Origin of the sequence: uncultured Rossellomorea sp. (assembly GCF_947488365.1) — a bacterium.
GTDB lineage: Bacteria > Bacillota > Bacilli > Bacillales > Bacillaceae_B > Rossellomorea.
Window position 1 is genome coordinate 1 of sequence record NZ_CANKZT010000015.1, and the last position, 21530, is coordinate 21530.

At 42.2% G+C, this 21530-nt stretch carries 21 protein-coding genes, 1 tRNA gene, 1 other RNA gene and 1 other annotated feature; of the genes, 7 read left to right on the forward strand and 16 right to left on the reverse strand.

Annotated features, from left to right (window positions below):
- Positions 1–346: 346 nt before the first annotated feature.
- Positions 347–1168, reverse strand: a complete 822-nt coding sequence (locus Q1B03_RS21875) for a hypothetical protein (RefSeq protein WP_299746977.1) — start codon at positions 1166–1168, stop codon at positions 347–349.
- A 728-nt stretch (positions 1169–1896) separates the two neighbouring features.
- Between Q1B03_RS21875 and Q1B03_RS21880 the strand changes: the two genes are divergently transcribed.
- Complete coding sequence (locus Q1B03_RS21880; RefSeq protein ID WP_299746980.1) at positions 1897–2376, forward strand: PaaI family thioesterase; 480 nt, start codon at positions 1897–1899, stop codon at positions 2374–2376.
- Positions 2377–2445: 69 nt separating this feature from the next.
- Here Q1B03_RS21880 and Q1B03_RS21885 read toward each other — a convergent pair whose 3' ends face one another.
- The 8 genes from Q1B03_RS21885 to tadA all read right to left on the reverse strand — a co-directional run bounded on the left by Q1B03_RS21885 (position 2446) and on the right by tadA (position 7954).
- The gene (locus tag Q1B03_RS21885) at positions 2446–3600 is read right to left on the reverse strand and encodes a glycerate kinase (protein ID WP_299746983.1); all 1155 of its coding nucleotides are present in this window, start codon (positions 3598–3600) and stop codon (positions 2446–2448) included.
- A gap of 112 nt (positions 3601–3712) precedes the next feature.
- Positions 3713–3976: a pro-sigmaK processing inhibitor BofA family protein gene (locus tag Q1B03_RS21890; protein WP_044340676.1), complete on the reverse strand. Its 264-nt coding sequence runs from the start codon at positions 3974–3976 to the stop codon at positions 3713–3715.
- A gap of 62 nt (positions 3977–4038) precedes the next feature.
- A complete protein-coding gene (locus tag Q1B03_RS21895; protein WP_044340677.1) occupies positions 4039–4257 on the reverse strand; it encodes a YaaL family protein in 219 nt (72 codons plus the stop codon).
- Positions 4258–4274: 17 nt separating this feature from the next.
- On the reverse strand, positions 4275–4871 hold the full coding sequence (gene recR, locus Q1B03_RS21900) for a recombination mediator RecR (RefSeq protein WP_044340678.1): 597 nt from the start codon (positions 4869–4871) through the stop codon (positions 4275–4277).
- 11 nt (positions 4872–4882) lie between these two features.
- Positions 4883–5206, reverse strand: coding sequence for a YbaB/EbfC family nucleoid-associated protein (locus Q1B03_RS21905; protein WP_172655813.1), 324 nt, complete (start codon positions 5204–5206; stop codon positions 4883–4885).
- A gap of 29 nt (positions 5207–5235) precedes the next feature.
- The gene (gene dnaX, locus Q1B03_RS21910; RefSeq protein ID WP_299746994.1) at positions 5236–6924 is read right to left on the reverse strand and encodes a DNA polymerase III subunit gamma/tau; all 1689 of its coding nucleotides are present in this window, start codon (positions 6922–6924) and stop codon (positions 5236–5238) included.
- Positions 6925–7097: 173 nt separating this feature from the next.
- Positions 7098–7361: signal recognition particle sRNA large type (gene ffs, locus Q1B03_RS21915), an RNA gene on the reverse strand.
- A 98-nt stretch (positions 7362–7459) separates the two neighbouring features.
- The gene (gene tadA / locus Q1B03_RS21920) at positions 7460–7954 is read right to left on the reverse strand and encodes a tRNA adenosine(34) deaminase TadA (RefSeq protein WP_299746997.1); all 495 of its coding nucleotides are present in this window, start codon (positions 7952–7954) and stop codon (positions 7460–7462) included.
- Between the two features lie 83 nt (positions 7955–8037).
- On the opposite strand from tadA, the gene Q1B03_RS21925 reads away from it, so the two are divergent.
- The 5 genes from Q1B03_RS21925 to Q1B03_RS21945 all read left to right on the forward strand — a co-directional run bounded on the left by Q1B03_RS21925 (position 8038) and on the right by Q1B03_RS21945 (position 12111).
- Complete coding sequence (locus Q1B03_RS21925; RefSeq protein ID WP_299747001.1) at positions 8038–8577, forward strand: isochorismatase family cysteine hydrolase; 540 nt, start codon at positions 8038–8040, stop codon at positions 8575–8577.
- Between the two features lie 77 nt (positions 8578–8654).
- Positions 8655–9941 carry a glycoside hydrolase family 18 protein gene (locus tag Q1B03_RS21930; protein ID WP_299747003.1) on the forward strand — a complete coding sequence of 429 codons (1287 nt, stop codon included), beginning with the start codon at positions 8655–8657 and terminating at the stop codon, positions 9939–9941.
- A 241-nt stretch (positions 9942–10182) separates the two neighbouring features.
- Complete coding sequence (locus Q1B03_RS21935) at positions 10183–10839, forward strand: deoxynucleoside kinase (RefSeq protein ID WP_299747006.1); 657 nt, start codon at positions 10183–10185, stop codon at positions 10837–10839.
- Complete coding sequence (locus Q1B03_RS21940) at positions 10823–11491, forward strand: deoxynucleoside kinase (protein ID WP_044340684.1); 669 nt, start codon at positions 10823–10825, stop codon at positions 11489–11491. The genes Q1B03_RS21935 and Q1B03_RS21940 overlap by 17 nt, the downstream gene beginning before the upstream one ends.
- A gap of 260 nt (positions 11492–11751) precedes the next feature.
- A complete protein-coding gene (locus Q1B03_RS21945; protein ID WP_299747010.1) occupies positions 11752–12111 on the forward strand; it encodes a hydrolase in 360 nt (119 codons plus the stop codon).
- Between the two features lie 94 nt (positions 12112–12205).
- Here Q1B03_RS21945 and Q1B03_RS21950 read toward each other — a convergent pair.
- From Q1B03_RS21950 to guaB, 6 genes are all read right to left on the reverse strand, one after another.
- A tRNA-Ser gene (locus Q1B03_RS21950) sits at positions 12206–12298 on the reverse strand.
- 127 nt (positions 12299–12425) lie between these two features.
- Positions 12426–13703 (reverse strand): serine--tRNA ligase, encoded by a 1278-nt coding sequence (gene serS / locus Q1B03_RS21955; RefSeq protein ID WP_299747013.1) that lies wholly within the window; start codon positions 13701–13703, stop codon positions 12426–12428.
- A 48-nt stretch (positions 13704–13751) separates the two neighbouring features.
- Positions 13752–13960: a binding site (T-box leader), on the reverse strand.
- Positions 13961–14013: 53 nt separating this feature from the next.
- Positions 14014–14604 (reverse strand): pyridoxal 5'-phosphate synthase glutaminase subunit PdxT, encoded by a 591-nt coding sequence (gene pdxT / locus Q1B03_RS21960; protein ID WP_299747016.1) that lies wholly within the window; start codon positions 14602–14604, stop codon positions 14014–14016.
- 11 nt (positions 14605–14615) lie between these two features.
- Positions 14616–15500 carry a pyridoxal 5'-phosphate synthase lyase subunit PdxS gene (gene pdxS, locus Q1B03_RS21965; RefSeq protein ID WP_299747018.1) on the reverse strand — a complete coding sequence of 295 codons (885 nt, stop codon included), beginning with the start codon at positions 15498–15500 and terminating at the stop codon, positions 14616–14618.
- 676 nt (positions 15501–16176) lie between these two features.
- A complete protein-coding gene (locus Q1B03_RS21970; protein WP_299747021.1) occupies positions 16177–17532 on the reverse strand; it encodes a D-alanyl-D-alanine carboxypeptidase family protein in 1356 nt (451 codons plus the stop codon).
- A gap of 196 nt (positions 17533–17728) precedes the next feature.
- A complete protein-coding gene (guaB, locus tag Q1B03_RS21975; protein WP_299747024.1) occupies positions 17729–19192 on the reverse strand; it encodes an IMP dehydrogenase in 1464 nt (487 codons plus the stop codon).
- A 112-nt stretch (positions 19193–19304) separates the two neighbouring features.
- Between guaB and Q1B03_RS21980 the strand changes: the two genes are divergently transcribed.
- A complete protein-coding gene (locus Q1B03_RS21980) occupies positions 19305–20240 on the forward strand; it encodes a YaaC family protein (protein ID WP_299747027.1) in 936 nt (311 codons plus the stop codon).
- A 39-nt stretch (positions 20241–20279) separates the two neighbouring features.
- Here Q1B03_RS21980 and Q1B03_RS21985 read toward each other — a convergent pair whose 3' ends face one another.
- A complete protein-coding gene (locus tag Q1B03_RS21985) occupies positions 20280–20765 on the reverse strand; it encodes a glutathione peroxidase (protein ID WP_299747029.1) in 486 nt (161 codons plus the stop codon).
- Positions 20766–21530: the final 765 nt, after the last annotated feature.

The window sequence follows — 21530 nt, forward strand, 5'->3', positions numbered from 1 at the left end:
TGAATAGCTCTTTAAAAATAAATCTAGAATTAACGTTGACGTATTGTCTTGTTTTGTTCAGTTTTCAAGGTTCAATATAACGTTGGGCTCTCTTGAGCACCTCTTAAATATAACATTTTTCGTCATAAAGCGTCAAGCTTTTTTTGAAATTTGTTTTTCGCGTCGTTTTGACGACAAGGAATATAATAGCATCTTCTACTATTGAGAGTCAATACTATTTTTCACCTTTTACATATTTATTTCAGGGAGTGTTCCAGTTTATAAGATAAACTAGTCTAACTTAAATAATTTGAGAAACAAACAGCACCTGCCCTCTACTAATGAACAGATGCTGTCGACTCAAATTTTAATCGGCTAATTGTATATACTTAAACGCTCTCTTAGGATAGATTCCATCTGCAAAAACCAGATTCCATACGAGTTCATGACCTCTTTTCCCTAAGCATGCCGTTAAGATCATCTCCGAATCTACTTTATTCCTAGGTATGCCATTCGTGAAATACGTGTAATGTGAATGCAGATCCAGAAGCTGAATCCCATCATCAACCATCTGCTTCACTCTGAATACTCCGTAAACTGTTTCTTCATATTCTTCCATTAATTCATCAAGGCGTTCCAAATCTTTCGTAAAGTCCCATTCAGGATTGTGAAAACCCGGATGATTTTTCAAGAAGAGCTCAGAGAAAAGCGTTTCATAATTCTTTAAGATTGGTAACGCCTCAGTAATGTAAGGATCGACAATGTCGAGAAAGGTTGTATTGTGTCTTTTATCAAGCCACCGGACGAACTTTTTCAGTTGTAAGAGGAAATCTTGTGTGTGGTTTTTCTTGGGGACGACTTTCATGTGGTGTGGGAGATAGGCAAATATCAATTCTTCCCAAAAGGAAGGAAGACACTCTTTCCAGGAACGGGGCCAATCATCTTCTAAATGATCCGTCATATAGTAGGCAAAGTCAGTGAGGAACTGATTACGCTTTTTATTGGCCATCTGTTCACGTTTATAATCGATGAAGTCATTTCCATAATACTCTACTAATCCACGCGACCTCAGATTGAATTCTCTGCCAATCTTGAATTTTTCCAGCATTTCGAGATGCTCGTCGGGATGATTGAATTCCTGTAACCATACTCTGATTTGAGGACTGTCTTGAATTAGTCTACTTTTCACTATTAAGACCACCAGCTTTCTGGATTTTTTTGTTGAAATGGAAAATAAAACAGGAAGGGAGGAGTGAGGTTAACCATATTATACCAATCACTATTAATAATGAAAAGTGTTTTTACCTTTATAATTGTAAAAGGCTCTTTTTGTAAAGTTTGTTGCTATTGGAGATAAGAAAGTAATAGTTGATTTCCGCTACAGGATGCTCGCTTTCCGCGGGGCTGGCGGTGAGCCTCCTCGGCTGCGCCTCCGGGGTCTCACCTGTCCAGCTATTCCCGCAGGAGTCGATCATCCTGCAGCGAGAATCAACTTTCTGAGCATGAATCCTTAATCGAAAACAATTAAAACAAGCTTTTTAGCAAACAATCTCTTTTAAGGTAAGTAGAGATTGATTGTCTTAATGAAGCAGAATTATTTTTTCTAGTTATTTTGTTTTCTGGTACACCTTGAAGCTCTGCACAAAGATCCTATTAAAGATGGTGAGGGGAACTGCGCAGACTCCTGTGGAAGTACGGGCGTGCCGAGACCCCGTTCGGCTAAGCTGAGGAGGCTCGGCCGAACGCTAGCTGCAAGCGGAGCAGTTCCCCTCACCATCCAGCACACACTAATTGACAGAGCCTTGCAGAACTTATGTTAAAAACATAGAGATCACATATATCAATCCAATAAAGGGATTTCAGCACGTTTATAGAAGAGTACTAGAGAAAGAGTTTGTGTTGAAGGGAGAATATACAATGAACGAAGTCATTCGTGCCATCCAGGATGATTACCCAGATGATTTTGCGTGGTGTTATGGCTGCGGCCGACTCAATAAGGAAGGGCATCATTTTCGTACTGGAATGGAAGATGGTCACACGGTCACGATCTACACGCCTAAACCGGAACACACTGCTTTACCGGGCTTCGTATATGGCGGGTTGGTTGCTTCCTTAATCGATTGCCATGGCACTGGTTCAGCTGCGATTATTCTTCATAGAAAGAACGGTGGAGAAATCGGTGATGGTCAAGAGCCTCCACGTTTTGTCACCGCTTCCTTACAAGTGGATTTTATGAAACCGACACCTCATCATGTCCCATTAAAAGCAGTTGGTACGGTTCATGAAGTTCATCCTAAGAAATTCAGGGTGGAAACAGAAGTATTTGCGGAGGGGAAATTGTGTGCTCGTGGTGAAGTAGTAGCTGTTGTGATGCCAAAAACGTTTTTAAGTGAATAGTGTAAAAACAGCAAGTGCCAGTCCCCCCTCCACCCCGGAAGGAAGGACGGGCACTATTAATATACAAAATTAAACTGGTTTGTTTCTCATCTCGGCAAATAATTCATATGTCCTCATCAACCTTGAAGCCGATTCTTCCAACAAAATGCTTCCGCTTGTCATTGCAACTCTTAAAGACATAGGCTGACTAACGATCGGAAGCAGTAACTGTATACCTTCAGCATAAATTTGCTCTAAATCCCCTTCTATTTTCCCTGCAAACACAGCTACCGGAACTTCATACTTTAAAGCTAATCTCCCGATGCCTACGGGTACCTTTCCATAGAGGGACTGTGCATCGATCTTCCCTTCCCCAGTCAAAACGAGTGCCGCATCTTTCAAGTGATACTCCAGGCAGCTCTCTTCTGCGATAATACTTAATCCGCTCTTAAAAACTGGTTGAAAAAAGGAGTGAAGGGAGTAACCAAGCCCACCGGCAGCTCCACTTCCTTGATCGAGGCGGCAATCCAGTCCCGTATGTTCAACTACCTTTTCAGCAAAGTGTTCCATGCCTCTTTCAAAGTCTGCAAGTTTCTCATGTTTGACACCCTTCTGCGGTCCGAACACGGTCACAGCCCCTTCATTCCCTAACAGAGGGTTCGTTACGTCTGAAGCGACTGTCCACTTAACGGCCTGAAGCCTTTGGTCGAGTTTAGTGGAGTCAATCGAGTCAATTTTCCCCAGCATGCTTCCTCCAGCTTCGAGTTCTTGTCCTTTCTTATTGAAAAAACGGATTCCTAACGCTTGCAGGAACCCTGCCCCTCCATCTACGGTTGCACTCCCTCCTAACCCAAGAATAACGTGCTCTGCTCCAAGGTCTAAAACGGATTTCACAAGCTCACCGGTCCCGAATGTAGAGGCCACGCCCGGGTTCAACTCACTTTCTGTTAACAAAGTAAGCCCGGATGCTGCTGCCGTTTCAATTACGGCTGTCTTTGTTTCAGATACCCACCCAAAAGCTGCTGAGATTTTACGTCCCAGGGGATCTCTCGCTTGAACCGATCGTGTTTCCCCATTCATGATGGTCATCATGGCATCAACCGTTCCTTCACCACCATCTGCCATCGGGATCATGACTGTTTGGTGTGTAGGATTAATACGGTGAATCCCTCTCCGAATCGCTTCGGCCGCTGCTTTACTTGTCATGGAACCTTTAAAGGAATCCGGTGCAATGACGATTTTCATAGTTCTCCCGCCTCCTCTGTCTTTTCTATGTAAAAAAGCAGCCAAGATCAGAGGTAAGAAAAAATCCCACCTGATACTTCGACTGCCTTTCTTCTTACTATTCTATTGATCCTTATAGGATCCACATCTGAATGACGGTTAGTCCCACTACTCCGGGAATACCTAAAATCCCTGAAATAGATGAGGTTGCTAAATTAATAGGAACGTGGATTCCGTACTGACTGCCAAAGGCGTTCAGGAAAAATAAAAAGAGTGCTCCGATCATGACCTTCATGGCAACTTGTCCGACAAACCGAAGTGGCTTGATGGGTGTGCCGGTGGCCAATAGAAGTACAATCAGTCCGCTGATCACCGCAATGACGATAACTGGGCTCATACCCTTCTCTCCTCTCAACATAGAACATAAATAGTCTCTTATTGAAAGGATATGAGGGTTGTCTACCTTTTTATGACGATCTTTCTATGTTTTGCTTCTCTAAAGAGAAAAAAATATTTAGCTTCTGCTATTTTCGAATGACAGTGGATGTTCAGATTATAATCCACACTCATCTCATCGATGGAACGTTGCTGATTCCAATGATCCTTGGTTTCGTCTAAAACGTGTAGTAAGGATTGGTCATACTCTTTTTTCAGCTTTCCTTTTTTTCGGAAAAACATAGGTATCCTCTCCTTCGTTAAACGTCTCTTCTTCCTTCAAGAGCTTTCGATAACGTTACTTCATCTGCGTACTCAAGATCTCCACCGACAGGAAGACCATGGGCAATCCTCGTGATTCGGATACCTGATGGTTTGACGAGACGTGAGATGTACATTGCTGTCGCTTCCCCTTCTATGTTCGGGTTGGTAGCGAGGATGACCTCCTGGACCTCGTCACCGTGAAGACGCTTTATCAGATCCGGAACATTGATGTCCTCGGGTCCAATCCCATCCATTGGGGAGATGGCTCCGTGGAGCACATGATATTGTCCGTTATATTCTTTCATCTTCTCCATTGCAATGACATCTTTGGGATCTTGAACCACACAGATGATGCTGCGATCTCTTCTTTGGTCCTCACATATATAACATGGATCTTGGTCGGTGATATGACCGCAAACGGAACAGTAACTTAGATTACGCTTTGCATTGACCAATGCCTTGGCAAAATCAAGGACAGTATCTTCTTTCATACTAAGAACAAAAAAAGCCAGTCGGGCCGCAGTTTTCGGCCCGATTCCCGGCAATTTCATAAAGCTGTCGATCAGCTTCGATATAGGCTCAGGATAATGCATCGTATTGCCTCCTAGAACATTCCCGGTAGGTTCATTCCTTTAGTGAATTGACCCATAGTTGAGTTCGTTAATTCGTCTGCTTTCTTCAGTGCATCGTTTGTCGCTGCAAGGACTAAATCTTGTAGCATTTCTACATCATCCGGATCAACAGCTTCTTCGTTGATCTTTACATCGATTACTTGTTTGTGACCGGAAACGATAACAGTCACCATTCCGCCGCCAGCTGTTCCTTCAATTTGCTTTTCCCCTAATTCTTCTTGTGCTTCCGCCATTTTCTTTTGCATCTTTTGCATTTGCTTCATCATATTTTGCATATTACCATTTCCACGCATCATATTATTACCTCCAGTTAATTTTTTCTAGATTAATCGTTTAATTCTATTAAATCCATACCGACAAGCTTTTCAGCTTCCTTCAAGAGTGAGTCTTCACCTTGATCCTCACCAGATGATTCTCCATCTTCTGATTTAGAGTTTCGGATAAAGTCTTCTCTTATGGACATCCACTGATCTTCAGGAATCCCAATCGCTGCATAGCTGTTTCCTGTAAGCTCTTCCAGTATGGAAGCAATCGCTGAAGTGAAAGCTTGATTCTCCATTGCCATCTGACAATGAATATCGTATTTAAATTTTAACACAAATGAGCCGTTTGTAGCTGCTACAGGTTCAGCATCATTTAACAGTGCTGATTGTGAGCGCATTTGACGCTGGTTCAATGTTTCGACCATATCTCCCCAGCGGCTCTTGATCAGATTGAGATCTTCTTTCGTCGCCGTCCGGAGTACTTCCTGAATTTTTCCCGTAGGAGCCCGGAAGCCTTTCTTTGCCCTGATCGGTTTTTTCGCCGGTTGTGAAGCCGGCTCTGCTTGAACCTTGACTCCATTCGCCTTCAGCTGTTCAACCTCTTTTTCAAGAAGTTTGATCTTTTTCATCATATCGTTCACTTCCGGTGAGGAAGCCGCTGCCGGTGCTTCCATTTGACAAAGCTTAACAATGGAAACCTCGAGGTAGATACGGGCATGATTGGTGAACTTCATTTCCTGACCGGCCTGATTCAAGACATCGATATATTGATAAATCTGCTGAGCCTGGGTTTGTCCGGCTAATTCTTTAAAATCATCATCGAGCATGACACGTTCCAGTGATTCTTCAAGATTAGGAGCCGTCTGGTACAGCAGCATATCCCGAAAATAAAGGATAAAGTCCTCTGCGAACCTTGCCGGGTCCTTACCTTGGAACAACAGTTCTTCCAGCGCACTTAATCCACTTGTGACATCTCTTTCCAAAATCGCTTTCGCAAGGGTGTTTAAATAGCCTTGAGAAACAGCCCCTGTTACAGTCAAGGCATCGTCTACCGTTACCTGATCCTGACTAAAGGAGATAGCTTGGTCGAGAAGACTTAGGGCATCACGCATTCCACCCTCAGCTGCCCTTGCGATAATCGTTAGGGCATTTTCTTCATAATTCACACCTGATTCTGTGGCAATATGACTCATTCGTCCCACAATATCCCTGGCTGTAATTCGTTTGAAGTCAAAACGCTGACAGCGTGAAATGATCGTAAGGGGAATCTTATGCGGCTCTGTAGTCGCCAGGATAAAGATGACGTGCTTAGGCGGTTCCTCTAAGGTTTTCAGCAGCGCATTAAATGCTCCGATAGACAGCATATGAACTTCATCTATGATGTAGACTTTATACTCGACTACGTTTGGAGAATATTTGACTTTATCCCGTATGTCCCGGATCTCTTCCACCCCGTTATTGGAAGCAGCATCGATTTCAATGACATCCGGGATCGAACCGTCGGTAATTCCTTTACAGGCATCACATTCATTACAGGGTTCGGCTACAGGAGAACGCTCACAGTTAACTGCTTTCGCCAGAATCTTCGCTGCACTCGTTTTCCCTGTTCCCCTTGGTCCGGAGAATAAATAGGCATGAGAAATCTTCTGATGAAGGAGGGCATTTTGCAACGTTTTCGTTACATGCTGCTGTCCAACTACATCAATAAATGACTGAGGACGCCACACACGATATAAAGCTTGATATGCCAAAATACTCCCCCCTCTTGTTTTATGTACTATAGTGTCTATTATAACGTAATTTAAATCCCTTTTACAAAGAAAACCGGAGATCAATTCAGGATGACCTCTTTTGTCTATAAAACCCTTTTACATACAAAAAACTCACCCGATAAAGGATGAGTTGTTGTTTATTTATTAAACTGCCGTGCACCTTTCGTCGACAAGCATCCATAGGCGTTACTCAAGCAGTTAGCTCGGCCCAGGCAACCCTGCGGCACATGGGAGCTTCCACTTAATGCTGCTTCCTTCCGGACCTGACATGGTTCATGGATTCCCATTGCGCAGGACCCAGGCGTCAACACCACTTACTTGAGGCAGCCCTACAGAGTGCGAGCCTCGGAAAGGAATTCGGTCTCGCTAGAGCGGATTGCGAGTACAGGGCACCGCTACCTCCCCACCTAGCACGGCAAAATTGATACCATATTTAGTTGCGTCATTAGTGCGACGCAAGATTAAGTATACTAGGATTTACGGTAAAAAGCAATGATGGAATGCTGTAAGTTATTTACAATCCAGAAGTCCTATTTTTCTTCTCCTGCTTCTTCCGCTCTCGCAGGTCCTTAAAAAAACGGGAAAGGATTCCACCACATTCTTCCGACAGCACTCCTGGTACTACTTCACACTGATGATTAAATCGATCATCCACAAGTAGATTCATTAACGTTCCCGCACAGCCTGCCTTTGGGTCTTTTGCCCCGTAAATGACTTTCTCAATTCTGGAAAGGATGATGGCTCCACTGCACATAGGACACGGTTCAAGTGTGACATAAAGCTCTGCGCCCTCAAGCCTCCATGTGCCAAGCTTCTCACATGCCTCTTGGATAGCTAATGTCTCGGCATGGGTGATGGCATTTTGACTCGTTTCTCTCAGATTGTGAGCACGGGCGATGATTTCATTACCCATTACAATGACCGCTCCGATCGGGACTTCCTGAATCGCTGCCGCTTTTTCCGCTTCTTTTAGTGCTTCCATCATAAATCGTTCTTCTCTTATACCCATTATATACTCCCGCAAATTTATTTATCTATTCTTTATAAAATATCCCCATTCACTCCAAACTATAAGAGAAAGGGGCTTTCAACATGATACCTAAAGATACCGCTCTTCTTGTTATAGACATTATGAATCCATTCGACTTCGAACACGGTCACACACTGGCGAGCCATACCAGCAATATTGTTGAACCGATTAACTCATTACGTCACTATTGTACCAAACATCAGCATCCTACCATTTATATTAACGACCATTATGAGCTTTGGAAAGCAGATTACAAAGAGATCTATAAGAAATGCCATAATGAAGTCAGCGATAGCATCATGACGCCGCTCCAGCCGACGGATAAAGATTTTTTTCTCATTAAACCTAAACATTCCGCTTTTTATGGTACTGCTTTAAATACACTATTGCATCACCTGTCTGTAAAAAATCTTATCATCACGGGTATTGCAGGAAACATCTGTGTACTCTTTACAGCAAACGATGCTTATATGAGAGAGTTTAACCTCATTGTGCCCTCTGATGCCATTGCGTCAGTCAGTGATGAAGATAATCACTATGCGTTAACGATGATGAAAAACGTATTAAAAGCAAGGATAGAACCGACCGGTGAGATCTTATAAAATTCACTCAAAAAACATATCCACCTCTTTCATTTCATAAGTTGAATATAGTGAATGAAATATAGGAGGGTCTGTTTATGCAAATTCATGTTGTCCAATCAAACCAATCATTATTTGGTATCGCTCAAGCGTATGGATCAACAGTTAAGGATATAGTAGACGCCAATGAACTGCCAAACCCTGATAACTTAGTGATTGGCCAATCATTGGTTATCCCTATTATAGGAAGTTTTTATTTTGTGCAACCAGGGGATAGTCTTTGGGCGATCAGCCAGAAGACAGGTGTCCCCTATCAGGAGCTGGCAAGAGTGAACGGAATTTCTCCCAATCAACCTTTGCAAGTAGGGTTTCGATTATATATTCCACAGAAGCCTAAAGTAAGGGCTGAATTTAATGGGTATGTTGAACCCTACGGAAAAGAAGTGGCCCCAAACCTGGAAGAAAGCGCGAAAGAAGCAGCTCCTTATCTCACCTACCTGGCTCCATTCAGCTTCCAAGCCAAACGGGATGGAACACTGCAGGAACCACCCCTTGGAAATTTGCTTCAAACAGGGAAAGATAATAATAATGTGTTAATGATGGCCATCACCAATCAAGAAGAAGGAACGTTCAGTGATGAACTTGGGCGAATCCTGCTAACCGACCAGGCAATCCAGAATAAATTCCTCGATAATGTTGTCCAAACCGCCAAGAAATATGGCTTCAGGGACATTCACTTCGACTTCGAATATTTACGTCCACAGGACAAAGAAGCCTACAACCAATTTTTACGAAAAGCAAAGCAGCGGTTCAATCAAGAAGGATGGCTGCTTTCAACCGCCCTGGCTCCCAAGACCAGTGCCGATCAAAAAGGAAAGTGGTATGAAGCACATGATTATAAAGCTCACGGTGAAATCGTCGACTTCGTCGTGATCATGACCTATGAGTGGGGGTATAGCGGTGGTCCAGCCATGGCCGTTTCCCCTATCGGACCTGTTCGGGAAGTGCTTGAATACGCCATTTCAGAAATGCCTCCATCCAAGATTCTCATGGGGCAAAATTTATATGGATATGACTGGACCCTCCCTTTTGTACAAGGAAGTACAGCGAAAGCCATCAGTCCACAACAGGCAATCAAGATTGCCGCCGACAATAACGTCCCGATTCAGTATGATCAAAAAGCACAGGCCCCTTTCTTTAAATACCGGGATGCAAGCACCGGAAAAGATCATGAAGTATGGTTTGAAGATGCCCGGAGCATCCAAGCGAAATTTGATCTCATGAAAGAGTTAAAATTAAGGGGAATGAGCTATTGGAAGCTCGGGCTCTCCTTCCCTCAGAACTGGTTGTTAATATCCGACAATTTCAATGTTGTAAAAAGATAATAAATAATAAAAGCTGACGGACAGGTGAATCTATAAACACCTGTCCATCAGCTTTTTGTTTGTCTTTTCCTTAATAGTTGGCCACTTAAAGTCGATATAGTGAACGTAGCATAATTTCAAAATCCTTGGAAATAACCTAAACAAACCATCCATCTATTGTGTTACAATAATTCCTGTCGTAATTTTTTATTTTTATTTTTTCACACAAGAAAAGATTGCCGTAATATGAGGAGGAAAATTAATGGGGCGCATTCCTTTCATTACCGTTGAAGGTCCGATTGGAATAGGAAAAACCTCTCTTGCAAAAGCGATTTCTGAGCACTTTCATTTCCACTTACTAAAAGAAATTGTGGATGAAAACCCGTTCTTAGATAAATTCTATGATGACATCGAAGAGTGGAGCTTTCAAACAGAGATGTTTTTCTTATGCAATCGTTACAAACAGCTAGAGGATATTGAAAAACACTACCTATCTCAAAACAAATCTGTTGTAGCAGATTATCATATTCTTAAAAACATCATCTTTGCTAAACGTACATTGAAGGATGAACAGCAGTTCAAAAAATATCACAATATTTATGAGATCCTAACGTCGGATATGCCGAGGCCCAATGTTGTGATCTACTTGAACGCAAGTCTTGATACCCTTTTAAAGCGCATTGAAAAAAGAGGAAGAGACTTTGAAAAGAAAATCAGCCCTCTTTATCTAAAGCAGCTATCGTTAGATTATGAAGAATACATGAATACATTCGAAGAAACTCACCCTGATATCCCTGTTCTTCGCTACAATGGCGACCACATAGACTTCGTTCAAAATAAAGAGGACCTGGAACACATTCTCACTCAATTAGAGACTACACTAAAAAAAGGAGTTCACTATCATGAATCTTCGCACTAAATACGGGATCCCGAACAATGCCGTGATTACCATTGCGGGTACAGTTGGCGTCGGTAAATCCACTATGACAAACGGCTTGGCCAATGCCTTGGGTTTCCGAACGTCATTTGAAAAAGTTGATACCAATCCGTACCTCGATAAATTTTATCAGGACTTTAAAAGCTGGAGCTTCCACCTTCAAGTTTACTTCTTAGCAGAACGCTTCAAAGAACAAAAGAAAATCTTTGAATACGGTGGAGGCTTTATTCAAGACCGTTCCATCTATGAAGATACAGGCATCTTTGCCCGCATGCATTATGAAAAAGGGAATATGAGCGAAATCGATTATGAAACCTATACAAGCCTTTTCGATGCCATGGTCATGACACCATACTTCCCTCACCCTGATCTTCTGATCTACCTTGAAGGATCCATTGATAATGTCGTTGATCGCATCCGTGAGCGCGGCCGCCCAATGGAACAACAAACACCTGTTGCCTACTGGGAAGAAATGCATGAGCGTTACGAAAACTGGATCAACTCATTTAACGCCTGTCCAGTACTCAGACTGGACATCAGCGAATACGACCTGGTGAACGATCAAAACTCAATCGAACCAATCGTTGAACGAATCGGGTATTTCATTGAACAGACGAGAATGCTGAAGAGCTAAACGATAAGCGGAGGCGCCTTGGCCTGGCCCGACAAGCATAAGACGAGCCTTCCGGAAAGGCGGCTTTTTGGATGGCTTGTCTTATGACCTCGAGGGACTAGGCGCCGAAACTGGATCAGAATATAGAAAAAAAGACTACTCTGTGCTTTGCGGCAGGAGTAGTCTTTTTTTATGGTGGCCGGAAAACATCCATCCGTTTATTTCCAACCAAAAAGAGGTATATGTACAAACAAACAGATTTATAAGGAGTTGGATTAATCATGGAATCGAAACGAACTTATTTTGTAGATATAAGCAGCGGGGATATCCTGCAGGATCCGAATCAAAATGCCAGTCCAAGCTTTCGCATATTCGCTACCCCAACCGAAGTGAACGAGCTTAAAATGCTCTTTAACGATAACTATGATGATGACATGTCGACCATGAGACGGGCTCAGGTTCCTTTCCGCCAATATCACAATTCACCAGAGGACGATCAATATGATCAATCGATGAAAAACATTTATTCAATGATCTTTAAGCTGGGTGACGTAGAAGCACGGAAACATATTACAGAAATAGGTGTACTTGGCCATACTTCCGATCCTCACCTAAGAGAGGACATCGAAAACCTTAAGTAAATGGTCATATGTATAAATAAAAAAAATTCGTTACATATAATATGTAACGAATTCTATCTCCAATGTTTATGCGCTATGGTTATAAAAAAATCAATGGAGGAGGAAGGGGGATTCGAACCCCCGCGGGCTGTTACACCCCTGTCGGTTTTCAAGACCGATCCCTTCAGCCGGACTTGGGTATTCCTCCGTATCGACAAGAACTATAATACCATGGTGTACAAATAGAGTCAAGCATATTTCTGAAAAAAATTCAAAAGGTGCTTCACAATAATTCGTGAGGCACCTTTTGTTTGTCTTCCATCTTCAGTTTTGTCTTATCCTTTAATGACTTCTGCTCCACCCATATATGGACGAAGTACTTCTGGAACCACGACTGACCCATCTTCTTGTTGATAGTTTTCTAAGATAGCGGCAACCGTACGTCCGATTGCCAAGCCAGATCCATTCAATGTATGAACATGTTCAGGTTTCCCTTTAGCTTCTCTTCTGAAACGAATGTTCGCTCGTCTTGCCTGGAAGCTTTCAAAGTTACTGCAAGAAGAAATCTCACGGTAAGTTCCGTAGCTTGGAATCCATACTTCAATGTCATACTTCTTGGCAGCCGTGAAACCTAAGTCCGCTGTACACATAGATAGCACTCGATATGGCAGACCTAGTAGCTGAAGGACTTTTTCAGCATGACCTGTCAACTTCTCAAGCTCATCATAAGAATCTTCAGGCTTCACAAAGCGAACAAGCTCTACTTTGTTGAACTGATGCTGACGGATCAAACCACGTGTATCACGGCCTGCAGAACCCGCTTCAGAACGGAAGTTTGCACTGTACGCTACATAGCTTACAGGTAACTCCTCACCCTTCATGATCTCATCGCGGTGATAATTGGTTACAGGTACTTCTGCTGTAGGAACCAGGAAATAATCCTCGCTTTCTATTCTAAACGCATCTTCTTCAAATTTAGGAAGTTGACCTGTTCCTGTCATACTCGCTCGATTCACCAGGAATGGAGGGATCATTTCTGTATATCCATGCTCATCCATGTGCAGATCCATCATGAAGTTAATCAAGGCTCTTTCTAGTCTTGCTCCTAACCCTTTATAAAAAACAAAGCGGCTTCCGGTCACCTTCCCGGCTCGTTCGAAATCCAGGATCCCGAGGCCTGTTGCAATGTCCCAGTGAGGCTGTGCCTCAAAATCGAACTCACGGATCTCTCCCCATTTGCGGGCCTCTATATTATCATCCTCAGTTTCACCAACTGGTACAGTTTCATGTGGAATGTTAGGGATGGAAAGCAGGATGCGCTCTAACTCCTCTTCAATTCCTCGTAATTCATCATCCAGTTTTTTCACCATGGCCCCGACTTCACGCATTTCAACAATCAGGTCCTGAGCATCCTTTTTCTCTTTCTTTAGCTGGGCAATTTGCTGTGATACGTCATTACGTTTGCTTTTTAATTCTTCACTTTCCACAAGCAGCTCTCTTCTTCTTTTATCAAGCTCTTCGAATTTACCGAAATCCTCCAGGTTCTCACCGCGATGTTGTAGACGGGCTTTTACATCTTCCAGATTGTTACGTAAATACTTAATGTCTAACATGAGATTCTCTCCTTTTTTATAAAAAAATAAAAAACCCCCATCCCTGGTAAAAGGGACGGAGGTTTCCGCGTTGCCACCCTAATTGAAGACGCAGAGCATCTTCCTCTTAAGAGATGGTAACGGAATCACCGAAAATACCTACTTCATTCAGTACTTCACTCAAGGATGGATTCATAAAGCCCTTGCGTCGATTCTCACCAGCCACCGACTCTCTAAAGCAAGCCTTCTTTACTACTATTTCCTATCAACGATTTAATTTTTTATTGGTTATTTCATAATCTACTACAATGTTTTCCATTTTGCAATAAAATTATGCGATTGTTTTTTCCATGCTTTCTTTCACCATCTCAACAAAGAAGGAAGTTAAACGGTGATCATCCGTTAACTCTGGATGGAAAGAACAACCGAGGAATTGTCCGTGTCTAGCAAGGACAATTCGACCATTATGCTTTGCGAGGATTTCAACATCTTCTCCCGCTTCCACGATATGAGGGGCACGGATGAAAACGGCATTGAACCCTTCTCCAACATGAGCAATCGAAAGATCCGCTTCAAAGCTTTCTTTCTGACGACCGAAGGAATTACGCTCGACCGTTACGTCCATCACACCTAAATGAGGTTCCTCATACCCGACAATATGCTTCGCTAAGAGAATCAGTCCCGCACACGTCCCGAAGATCGGTTTGCCATTTGCAGCAAATTGTCTCAACGGCTCCATAAAGCCGTATCGATCAATCAGCCTTCTCATGGTCGTACTTTCCCCGCCTGGCATGATCAGACCTTGAATCTCTTCCAGCTGTTCTACACGCTTAATGACGATTGCCTTGGCACCAGAAGCTTCGATTGAACGAACATGCTCTCTGACGGCACCTTGAAGTCCTAATACACCGATGTTCAACATAGAATCACACCTTACCATCCACGATCTTGCATACGGTTTTCAGGTAAGATAGAAGAAATTTCTACTCCCTTCATTGCTACACCAAGCTCTTTTGATAGCTCTGCGATTAACTTGTAATCTTGATAATGAGTAGTCGCTTCTACAATAGCTCTTGCAAATTTCTCAGGGTTTTCTGATTTGAAGATACCAGAACCCACGAATACTCCGTCAGCTCCTAATTCCATCATAAGAGCCGCATCAGCTGGTGTTGCAATTCCGCCTGCAGCAAAGTTTACAACAGGTAAACGGCCGTTTTCTTTAATTTCTAACAATAATTCGTATGGAGCTCCCAGTAACTTCGCTTCTGTCATGATCTCGTCTTCATTCATGCTCACAAGCTTGCGTACTTGAGCATTTACCTTACGCATATGACGAACCGCTTCAACGATGTTACCTGTTCCAGGCTCACCCTTTGTACGCAGCATAGATGCACCTTCACCAATACGGCGGGCAGCTTCACCTAAATCACGGCACCCACATACGAATGGAACAGTGAAATCTCTTTTATTTAAATGATACTCTTCATCAGCTGGCGTCAATACTTCACTCTCATCAAGATAATCGACACCCATTGATTCAAGAACTCTTGCCTCTACAATATGACCAATACGAGCCTTCGCCATTACTGGAATCGACACAGCGCCCATAACTTCTTCAATAATACGAGGGTCTGCCATTCTTGCTACCCCACCTGCAGCACGGATGTCTGCTGGAACTCGTTCTAAAGCCATTACTGCAACTGCACCCGCAGCTTCAGCAACTTTTGCCTGCTCTGCATTCACAACGTCCATAATAACGCCGCCTTTTTGCATTTCAGCCATACCTCTTTTAACACGATCTGTACCAGTCTTCATCATATCTATATCCCCCTTATATTTATCCCATGCCTGTCCCATTTCCATCCAAAAAAGGAAGAAAACGCGACTAAAACAATCGGAATGATTATGTAACCCTACTGCTAAATAAACAATAAAAAAAGACTTATGTCAAGACGAAAAGCGGAAGCGGCTTGGTCAGGCCCGACAAGCATAAGATGAATCGACCGGAAAGGCGCTCTTTGCTTTTTTGGTCGATTTAGCTTATGACCTCGAGGGACTAGCCGCTATAGCTGGACATCTCGAAAAGCGGAAGGGCTTTGCCCAGAGGCGACAAGCATAAGACGAACATGCCGGAAAGGCGTTCTTTGCCTTTTTGGCATGTTTGGCTTATGACCTCGAGCCTCTAAGCCCTGGAGCTGGACATCTCGAAAAGCGGAAGGGCTTTGCCCAGAGGCGACAAGCATAAGACGAACATGCCGGAAAGGCGTTCTTTGCCTTTTTGGCATGTTTGGCTTATGACCTCGAGCCTCTAAGCCCTGGAGCTGGACAAGACGAAAAGCGGAAGCGGCTTGGTCAGGCCTTGCATGTATTTCTTGGGAACTTCTAAAGGTGCTCTTAGTAAGATGCCTCTTTATCACCCTGCCTATAAAAAAACACCAAGACTTGTCCTAATGTAAAAGTCTTGGTGCTGAATGAATCATTTCCTAAGGGGGTATTAGAACCAGCCTTTAACCGTTGATGTAACCGAGTTCCAGATGTCCCCGAAGAAACCACCTACAGCTCTCATTGAAAGGACAAACCAGTTTGCTTTTTCAACCCCATCTACAGCAACAACAGATGCTTTAGAAGCATTGGTACCTTTATCTGTAAGGTAGCCTAAATCTTTTTTATCTTTTGATTCTAACGTAACATATCCAACTTTTTCTCCTTTTTTAACTGGAGCTGTCAGTTCACTATCATCGTTCAGCTTTTTCTTATCTACTACAAATTTCGGTTTATATTGATCTTCTTCACCGTTCTTGATCACCATGCTCAATGAAGAATCCGTTTTGATTTGAACTTCTTTTTCTTTCCCTTTTTCAACCGGAAGTCTCTTTTGACCTTTTACTTGGTAGTCAGCAGGGAGTACTTCCTCTATTGTATAATTGTTAAAGGCATAGTCCATCATTTTTCTTGTTTCACTAAAGCGGGCATCATAGGAGTTTTCACCAGCTGGAACTTCAACGTCCATTACAACCGTAATGAATCTCATTCCGTCCCGTTCTGCTGTTCCTGTGAAGTTGGCACCCGCAAAATCAGTCGTACCTGTTTTCAGTCCGTCCATTCCTTCGTATTCGCGGATCAGCCCCGGTAACATCCAGTTCCAGTTATCCATTTGAGTGGGGTCATCCGTTCCTTCCGCAAATACCTTCTTCGCAATACTGGATGTCTCAAGTACCTCCGGATAATCATGCAGCAAGCGATACGCGAGTGTTGCTACATCCTTTGCAGACATCACATTTTCTTCTTCCGGACCACCTACCACCTTTTCTACATAAGGTGCCAAGTCTTTATTGTTTAAACCCGTAGAATTCACAAATTTATATTCTTCCAGACCAAGTTCTTTAGCCTTTGCATTCATCATTTTAACGAAGTTCGCTTCTGAGCCGGCAATCGTTTCAGTAATCGCTATCGTCGCTGCATTAGCTGAATAAATCGCCATTGCTTCATACAACTCTTTAATGGTATAAGTACTTTCTACTTCAAGACTAACATTACTGAGACCAGTATTATGGGACATTTGAGAAAGGTTCGCAGGTACCGTATACTTCTGGTCCCATTTCACTTTACCTTCTTCAATTGCTTCCAGTAACAAGTACTCTGTCATCATTTTCGTCATACTTGCAATGCCTTGAGCATTTTCTGAGTTCTTTTCATAAAGAATTTTGCCAGTGCTGGCTTCTACTAGAATCGCAGCTTTTGCGTTAACGTCCAAGTCTCCTTGAGCATTTGCAGGTCTCCCTACAATACCCATTGCCATCATTAAAACCATCATACAAACAAAAGATTTTTGAATCCAACTTCTTTTCACTTTTAGCCCTCCAAGATTTTATGTACACCTTCGTTATTTTATCATAGTTCGAAAGGTAAGAATAGACAGAGAATATGACTAGTTTTGGCATGGGTCAAGGGACTTGCGACCTCTGATAAAAGGCGGTAAATATCATTTTTATACAAATTAAAAAATGCTGATCAGGAGTATCTGATCAGCATTTGGAATTATTTTCTTATAATGAATAATTCGGTGCTTCTTTCGTAATTTGAACATCATGAGGATGACTTTCTCGAAGTCCGGCACCCGTCATTTTAATGAACTGTGCCTGCTCCCTTAACTCGTATAGGTCCTTCGTTCCGCAGTATCCCATGCCTGAACGTAAGCCTCCGATTAGCTGATACAATGTATCTGCTAAAGGACCTTTGTAAGGGATGCGGCCTTCGATACCTTCTGGAACGAACTTTTTATTTTCTTCCTGGAAATAGCGATCCTTCGATCCTTTTTCCATGGAGCTGACTGATCCCATACCTCTATATACTTTGAAACGACGTCCTTGGAAGATTTCCGTTTCGCCTGGGCTCTCAGATGTACCTGCAAGTAAGCTTCCTAACATAACGGCATGTCCACCTGCTGCCAGAGCTTTTACGATATCACCTGAATACTTGATGCCGCCATCAGCAATGATGCTCTTTCCGTGCTTTCTTGCTTCTGTCGCACAATCATATACAGCGGTAATTTGTGGAACGCCGACACCTGCAACGACGCGAGTCGTACAGATTGAACCAGGTCCAATCCCCACTTTGACTACATCAGCACCAGCTTCAATCAATTCTCTTGTCGCATCTGCCGTTGCCACATTTCCTGCTACGATATTTAACGTTGGATAAGCATCGCGGATTTCACGAACAATAGAAAGAACTCCTGCTGAATGGCCGTGAGCTGTATCAATTACAATGACATCCACATGTGCTTTCACTAGGTGTTCAACACGAGTCATCGTATCTTTCGAAATACCGACAGCTGCTCCCACTAATAATCGTCCTTGATCATCTTTAGCAGAGTTGGGGAATTCAATTACTTTTTCAATATCTTTGATCGTAATTAATCCCTTAAGTGTCCCTTCCTGATCAATCAGAGGAAGCTTCTCAATTTTGTACTGCTGAAGAATTTTTTCCGCTTCTTCTAGGGTAGTGCCAACAGGAGCTGTAACGAGATTTTCCTTCGTCATGACATCCGAGATTTGAATGGAATAATCCTGGATGAAACGAAGGTCACGATTCGTTAAAATCCCTACCAGCTTTTGCTCTTGTTCGTTGTTCACAATCGGAACACCGGAAATTCTATATTTGCCCATCAAGTGTTCTGCAGAAAAGACTTGATGATCCGGAGTTAAAAAGAACGGATCTGAGATAACTCCACTTTCGGAACGTTTTACTTTATCAACCTGTTCAGCCTGCTGTTCAATACTCATATTTTTGTGGATAATACCAAGTCCACCTTGTCGAGCCATTGCTATCGCCATTTCAGCTTCTGTTACAGTATCCATTCCTGCACTAATCACAGGAACATTCAATTTTATTGAATCTGTCAACTCAACAGAAATATTTACATCCTTTGGTAATACCTCTGATTTGGCTGGTAATAATAGTACATCATCAAACGTTAAACCTTCTTTAGCAAATTTAGAATCCCACATGTTTTCGGCCTCCCTAGTCCCAAAATATTATTAGTAGGTTATCAATTGGTTAAAATACTGTCAAGATGAATAGGATTAATTTAATTTTTCAGAATAATTAGAAGGTGATCACTTGAACGAATTACGTCAACACTGGGACTTCATCCACTATTTTCAGTCAGCAGAATACTCCCAGAAGTTTCTAAGAAAATGCTATGAACAAATGGGGTCTTCTCAAGCTGAAACGAAAAGCTATGATAACTGTTATCCATTCATGTACTACTTGGAGCAAGGCGAACTTTATTACAGACAAGCTACGCAATCTCCTATATCACTCAAACCTATTTTGCTTTTCTACGGATATATTCATTTTATAAAAGCGATTGTTTTAACAGAAGATCCCTTATACCCAGAAACAACCACGGTCCTGGCCCATGGGATTACATCCAGGAAAAGAAAAAAGCAGCAGTACCGTTTTTTACAAGATGAAGTTAAGGTGCAGAAAAATGGTCTATTTTCACACTTTTCCAACCTGGTGTTTCACGTGAAACATATCGTGGGGGAAAAATACAAGATGGAAGATTTACTCGTACAAATACCCGAGCTTGAAGAAGCATTTCATGTATTGCTCAAAAAGAAAACCATGTTCTGGTTCAATCAACAACATGAGCTGATCATTGATGAGACATTACTATCTTACTTTCATATGTCAGAAAGCTTACTTAAACAGTATCTGAATGAAAAGGTGACAGAGGAATTCACCTGGAACTCGGACAATTCGTTACAAGCACCAAATGTCCAAGAGCATCTTCCCTTTAGATGGCATTTCAACAAAAACAAACTAGCTCTTCCCGGGATTCGGAATGAAGCCACTACTATACCTGAAGTTCTCATCCATTATGCCATACTATACAACCTAAGCATGATTGCCCGATACGAAACAGAATGGTGGGTGGAACTTTTAAAAAACCGAACCAATGAAGACTATCCTATTATCAACACATTCATCAATGTCACAACAGAAAAAGCACCATACCTTTTACTTAAATTACTCATGGATAAAATGTAGGAAAAAGAGGAAGGATGACGGGCTGCCTCTCCTCTTTCTCTATTGTTCTTGAAGTAACTTCTTAATATCCCCCTCGATTTTGCGTGGATTGGTTTGCGGAGAATAGCGATCATAAACTTCACCATTTTTCCCGACTAAAAATTTAGTGAAATTCCACTTAATGTTCGAAAGAAGGACACCCTTCTTCTCTTTCGTTAAAAACGTGAATAGAGGATGAGCTTCCTTCCCCTTCACATCGACCTTCGCAAACATCGGAAAAGATACCCCGTAATTCACCTGACAAAACTCCATGATCTCATCCTGATCATTAAACTCCTGGTTCATGAACTGATCACATGGAAATCCAAGGACAACAAGTCCTTCATCCTTATACTCTTCATACAGGCCCTGCAGCTCCTCAAATTGAGGTGTAAAGCCACACTTACTGGCAGTGTTCACGATAAGCATTACTTTCCCCTGGTACTCTTCTAGAGACGTTACAGATCCATTCGCTCTTTTTACGGTGAAATCATAAATTGTCGTCATGTTCTTCTCTCCTCGTATATACTCTTATTTAAATAATACTTTAGAGAGTTGGTGGATAGCAATTTTGAGCATGTGATGATGGAGGTTTGTGGTTGTTTGAGATACAGTGGGTAGGTGAGGTGTTGGGTGTTTGGTGTTGGGTTGTCGGACGTAGGATATCTAATAGAATTATTAAATTGAATAGTTGATGGAAAATAGGATTTATATACAAATAATTAAGGATGATTTGGAGTAACATTGCATTTGCTGGCCACCAGGAAAGATTTCGAGGATATCGTGTCTCTCAAAATGAAGTTTTATATGTAATAAGCACTAATAAATGTTCCTATCTATCTAAAAATTCTTCTTTATATTAACGAAGACTATTTTAGGGTGGTAGATATCAATATTTTCATAGATATAGAGGCGGGTTAAGCTTGAAGCTGTATGTTAATTGCGTCGATTTTATATTATATTGCGTCTATTTGGACTGTTATTGCGTCGATTTTTCATTTTATGCGTCGTTTTTGAATGTTATTGCGTCGAATTCATCCCTTTATGCATATTTTTCCATTTTCTAACATAAAAACTATACCAGGGTAGTGTACTAACCCCTTTCTTCATTCCTAATACCACCTGTATGAAAGATAGATGCCTGATTCACCTTCCAATAACATTTCAGATAAAAAAACAAAAAAAAGAGTAACCACTAAGAGCTACTCTTTTTCATATTTGCCTGGCGACGTCCTACTCTCACAGGGGGAGATCCCCCAACTACCATCGGCG

What these genes read in the sequence shown, in the direction of transcription:
- Q1B03_RS21880 (WP_299746980.1), top strand. Translation starts at nt 1,897, where the DNA reads ATGAACGAAGTCATTCGTGCCATCCAGGATGATTACCCAGATGATTTT.
- Q1B03_RS21885 (WP_299746983.1), bottom strand. Translation starts at nt 3,600, where the DNA reads ATGAAAATCGTCATTGCACCGGATTCCTTTAAAGGTTCCATGACAAGT.
- Q1B03_RS21890 (WP_044340676.1), bottom strand. Translation starts at nt 3,976, where the DNA reads ATGAGCCCAGTTATCGTCATTGCGGTGATCAGCGGACTGATTGTACTT.
- Q1B03_RS21895 (WP_044340677.1), bottom strand. Translation starts at nt 4,257, where the DNA reads ATGTTTTTCCGAAAAAAAGGAAAGCTGAAAAAAGAGTATGACCAATCC.
- recR (WP_044340678.1), bottom strand. Translation starts at nt 4,871, where the DNA reads ATGCATTATCCTGAGCCTATATCGAAGCTGATCGACAGCTTTATGAAA.
- Q1B03_RS21905 (WP_172655813.1), bottom strand. Translation starts at nt 5,206, where the DNA reads ATGATGCGTGGAAATGGTAATATGCAAAATATGATGAAGCAAATGCAA.
- tadA (WP_299746997.1), bottom strand. Translation starts at nt 7,954, where the DNA reads ATGGGTATAAGAGAAGAACGATTTATGATGGAAGCACTAAAAGAAGCG.
- Q1B03_RS21925 (WP_299747001.1), top strand. Translation starts at nt 8,038, where the DNA reads ATGATACCTAAAGATACCGCTCTTCTTGTTATAGACATTATGAATCCA.
- Q1B03_RS21930 (WP_299747003.1), top strand. Translation starts at nt 8,655, where the DNA reads ATGCAAATTCATGTTGTCCAATCAAACCAATCATTATTTGGTATCGCT.
- Q1B03_RS21935 (WP_299747006.1), top strand. Translation starts at nt 10,183, where the DNA reads ATGGGGCGCATTCCTTTCATTACCGTTGAAGGTCCGATTGGAATAGGA.
- Q1B03_RS21940 (WP_044340684.1), top strand. Translation starts at nt 10,823, where the DNA reads ATGAATCTTCGCACTAAATACGGGATCCCGAACAATGCCGTGATTACC.
- Q1B03_RS21945 (WP_299747010.1), top strand. Translation starts at nt 11,752, where the DNA reads ATGGAATCGAAACGAACTTATTTTGTAGATATAAGCAGCGGGGATATC.
- serS (WP_299747013.1), bottom strand. Translation starts at nt 13,703, where the DNA reads ATGTTAGACATTAAGTATTTACGTAACAATCTGGAAGATGTAAAAGCC.
- pdxT (WP_299747016.1), bottom strand. Translation starts at nt 14,604, where the DNA reads ATGTTGAACATCGGTGTATTAGGACTTCAAGGTGCCGTCAGAGAGCAT.
- pdxS (WP_299747018.1), bottom strand. Translation starts at nt 15,500, where the DNA reads ATGATGAAGACTGGTACAGATCGTGTTAAAAGAGGTATGGCTGAAATG.
- guaB (WP_299747024.1), bottom strand. Translation starts at nt 19,192, where the DNA reads ATGTGGGATTCTAAATTTGCTAAAGAAGGTTTAACGTTTGATGATGTA.
- Q1B03_RS21985 (WP_299747029.1), bottom strand. Translation starts at nt 20,765, where the DNA reads ATGACGACAATTTATGATTTCACCGTAAAAAGAGCGAATGGATCTGTA.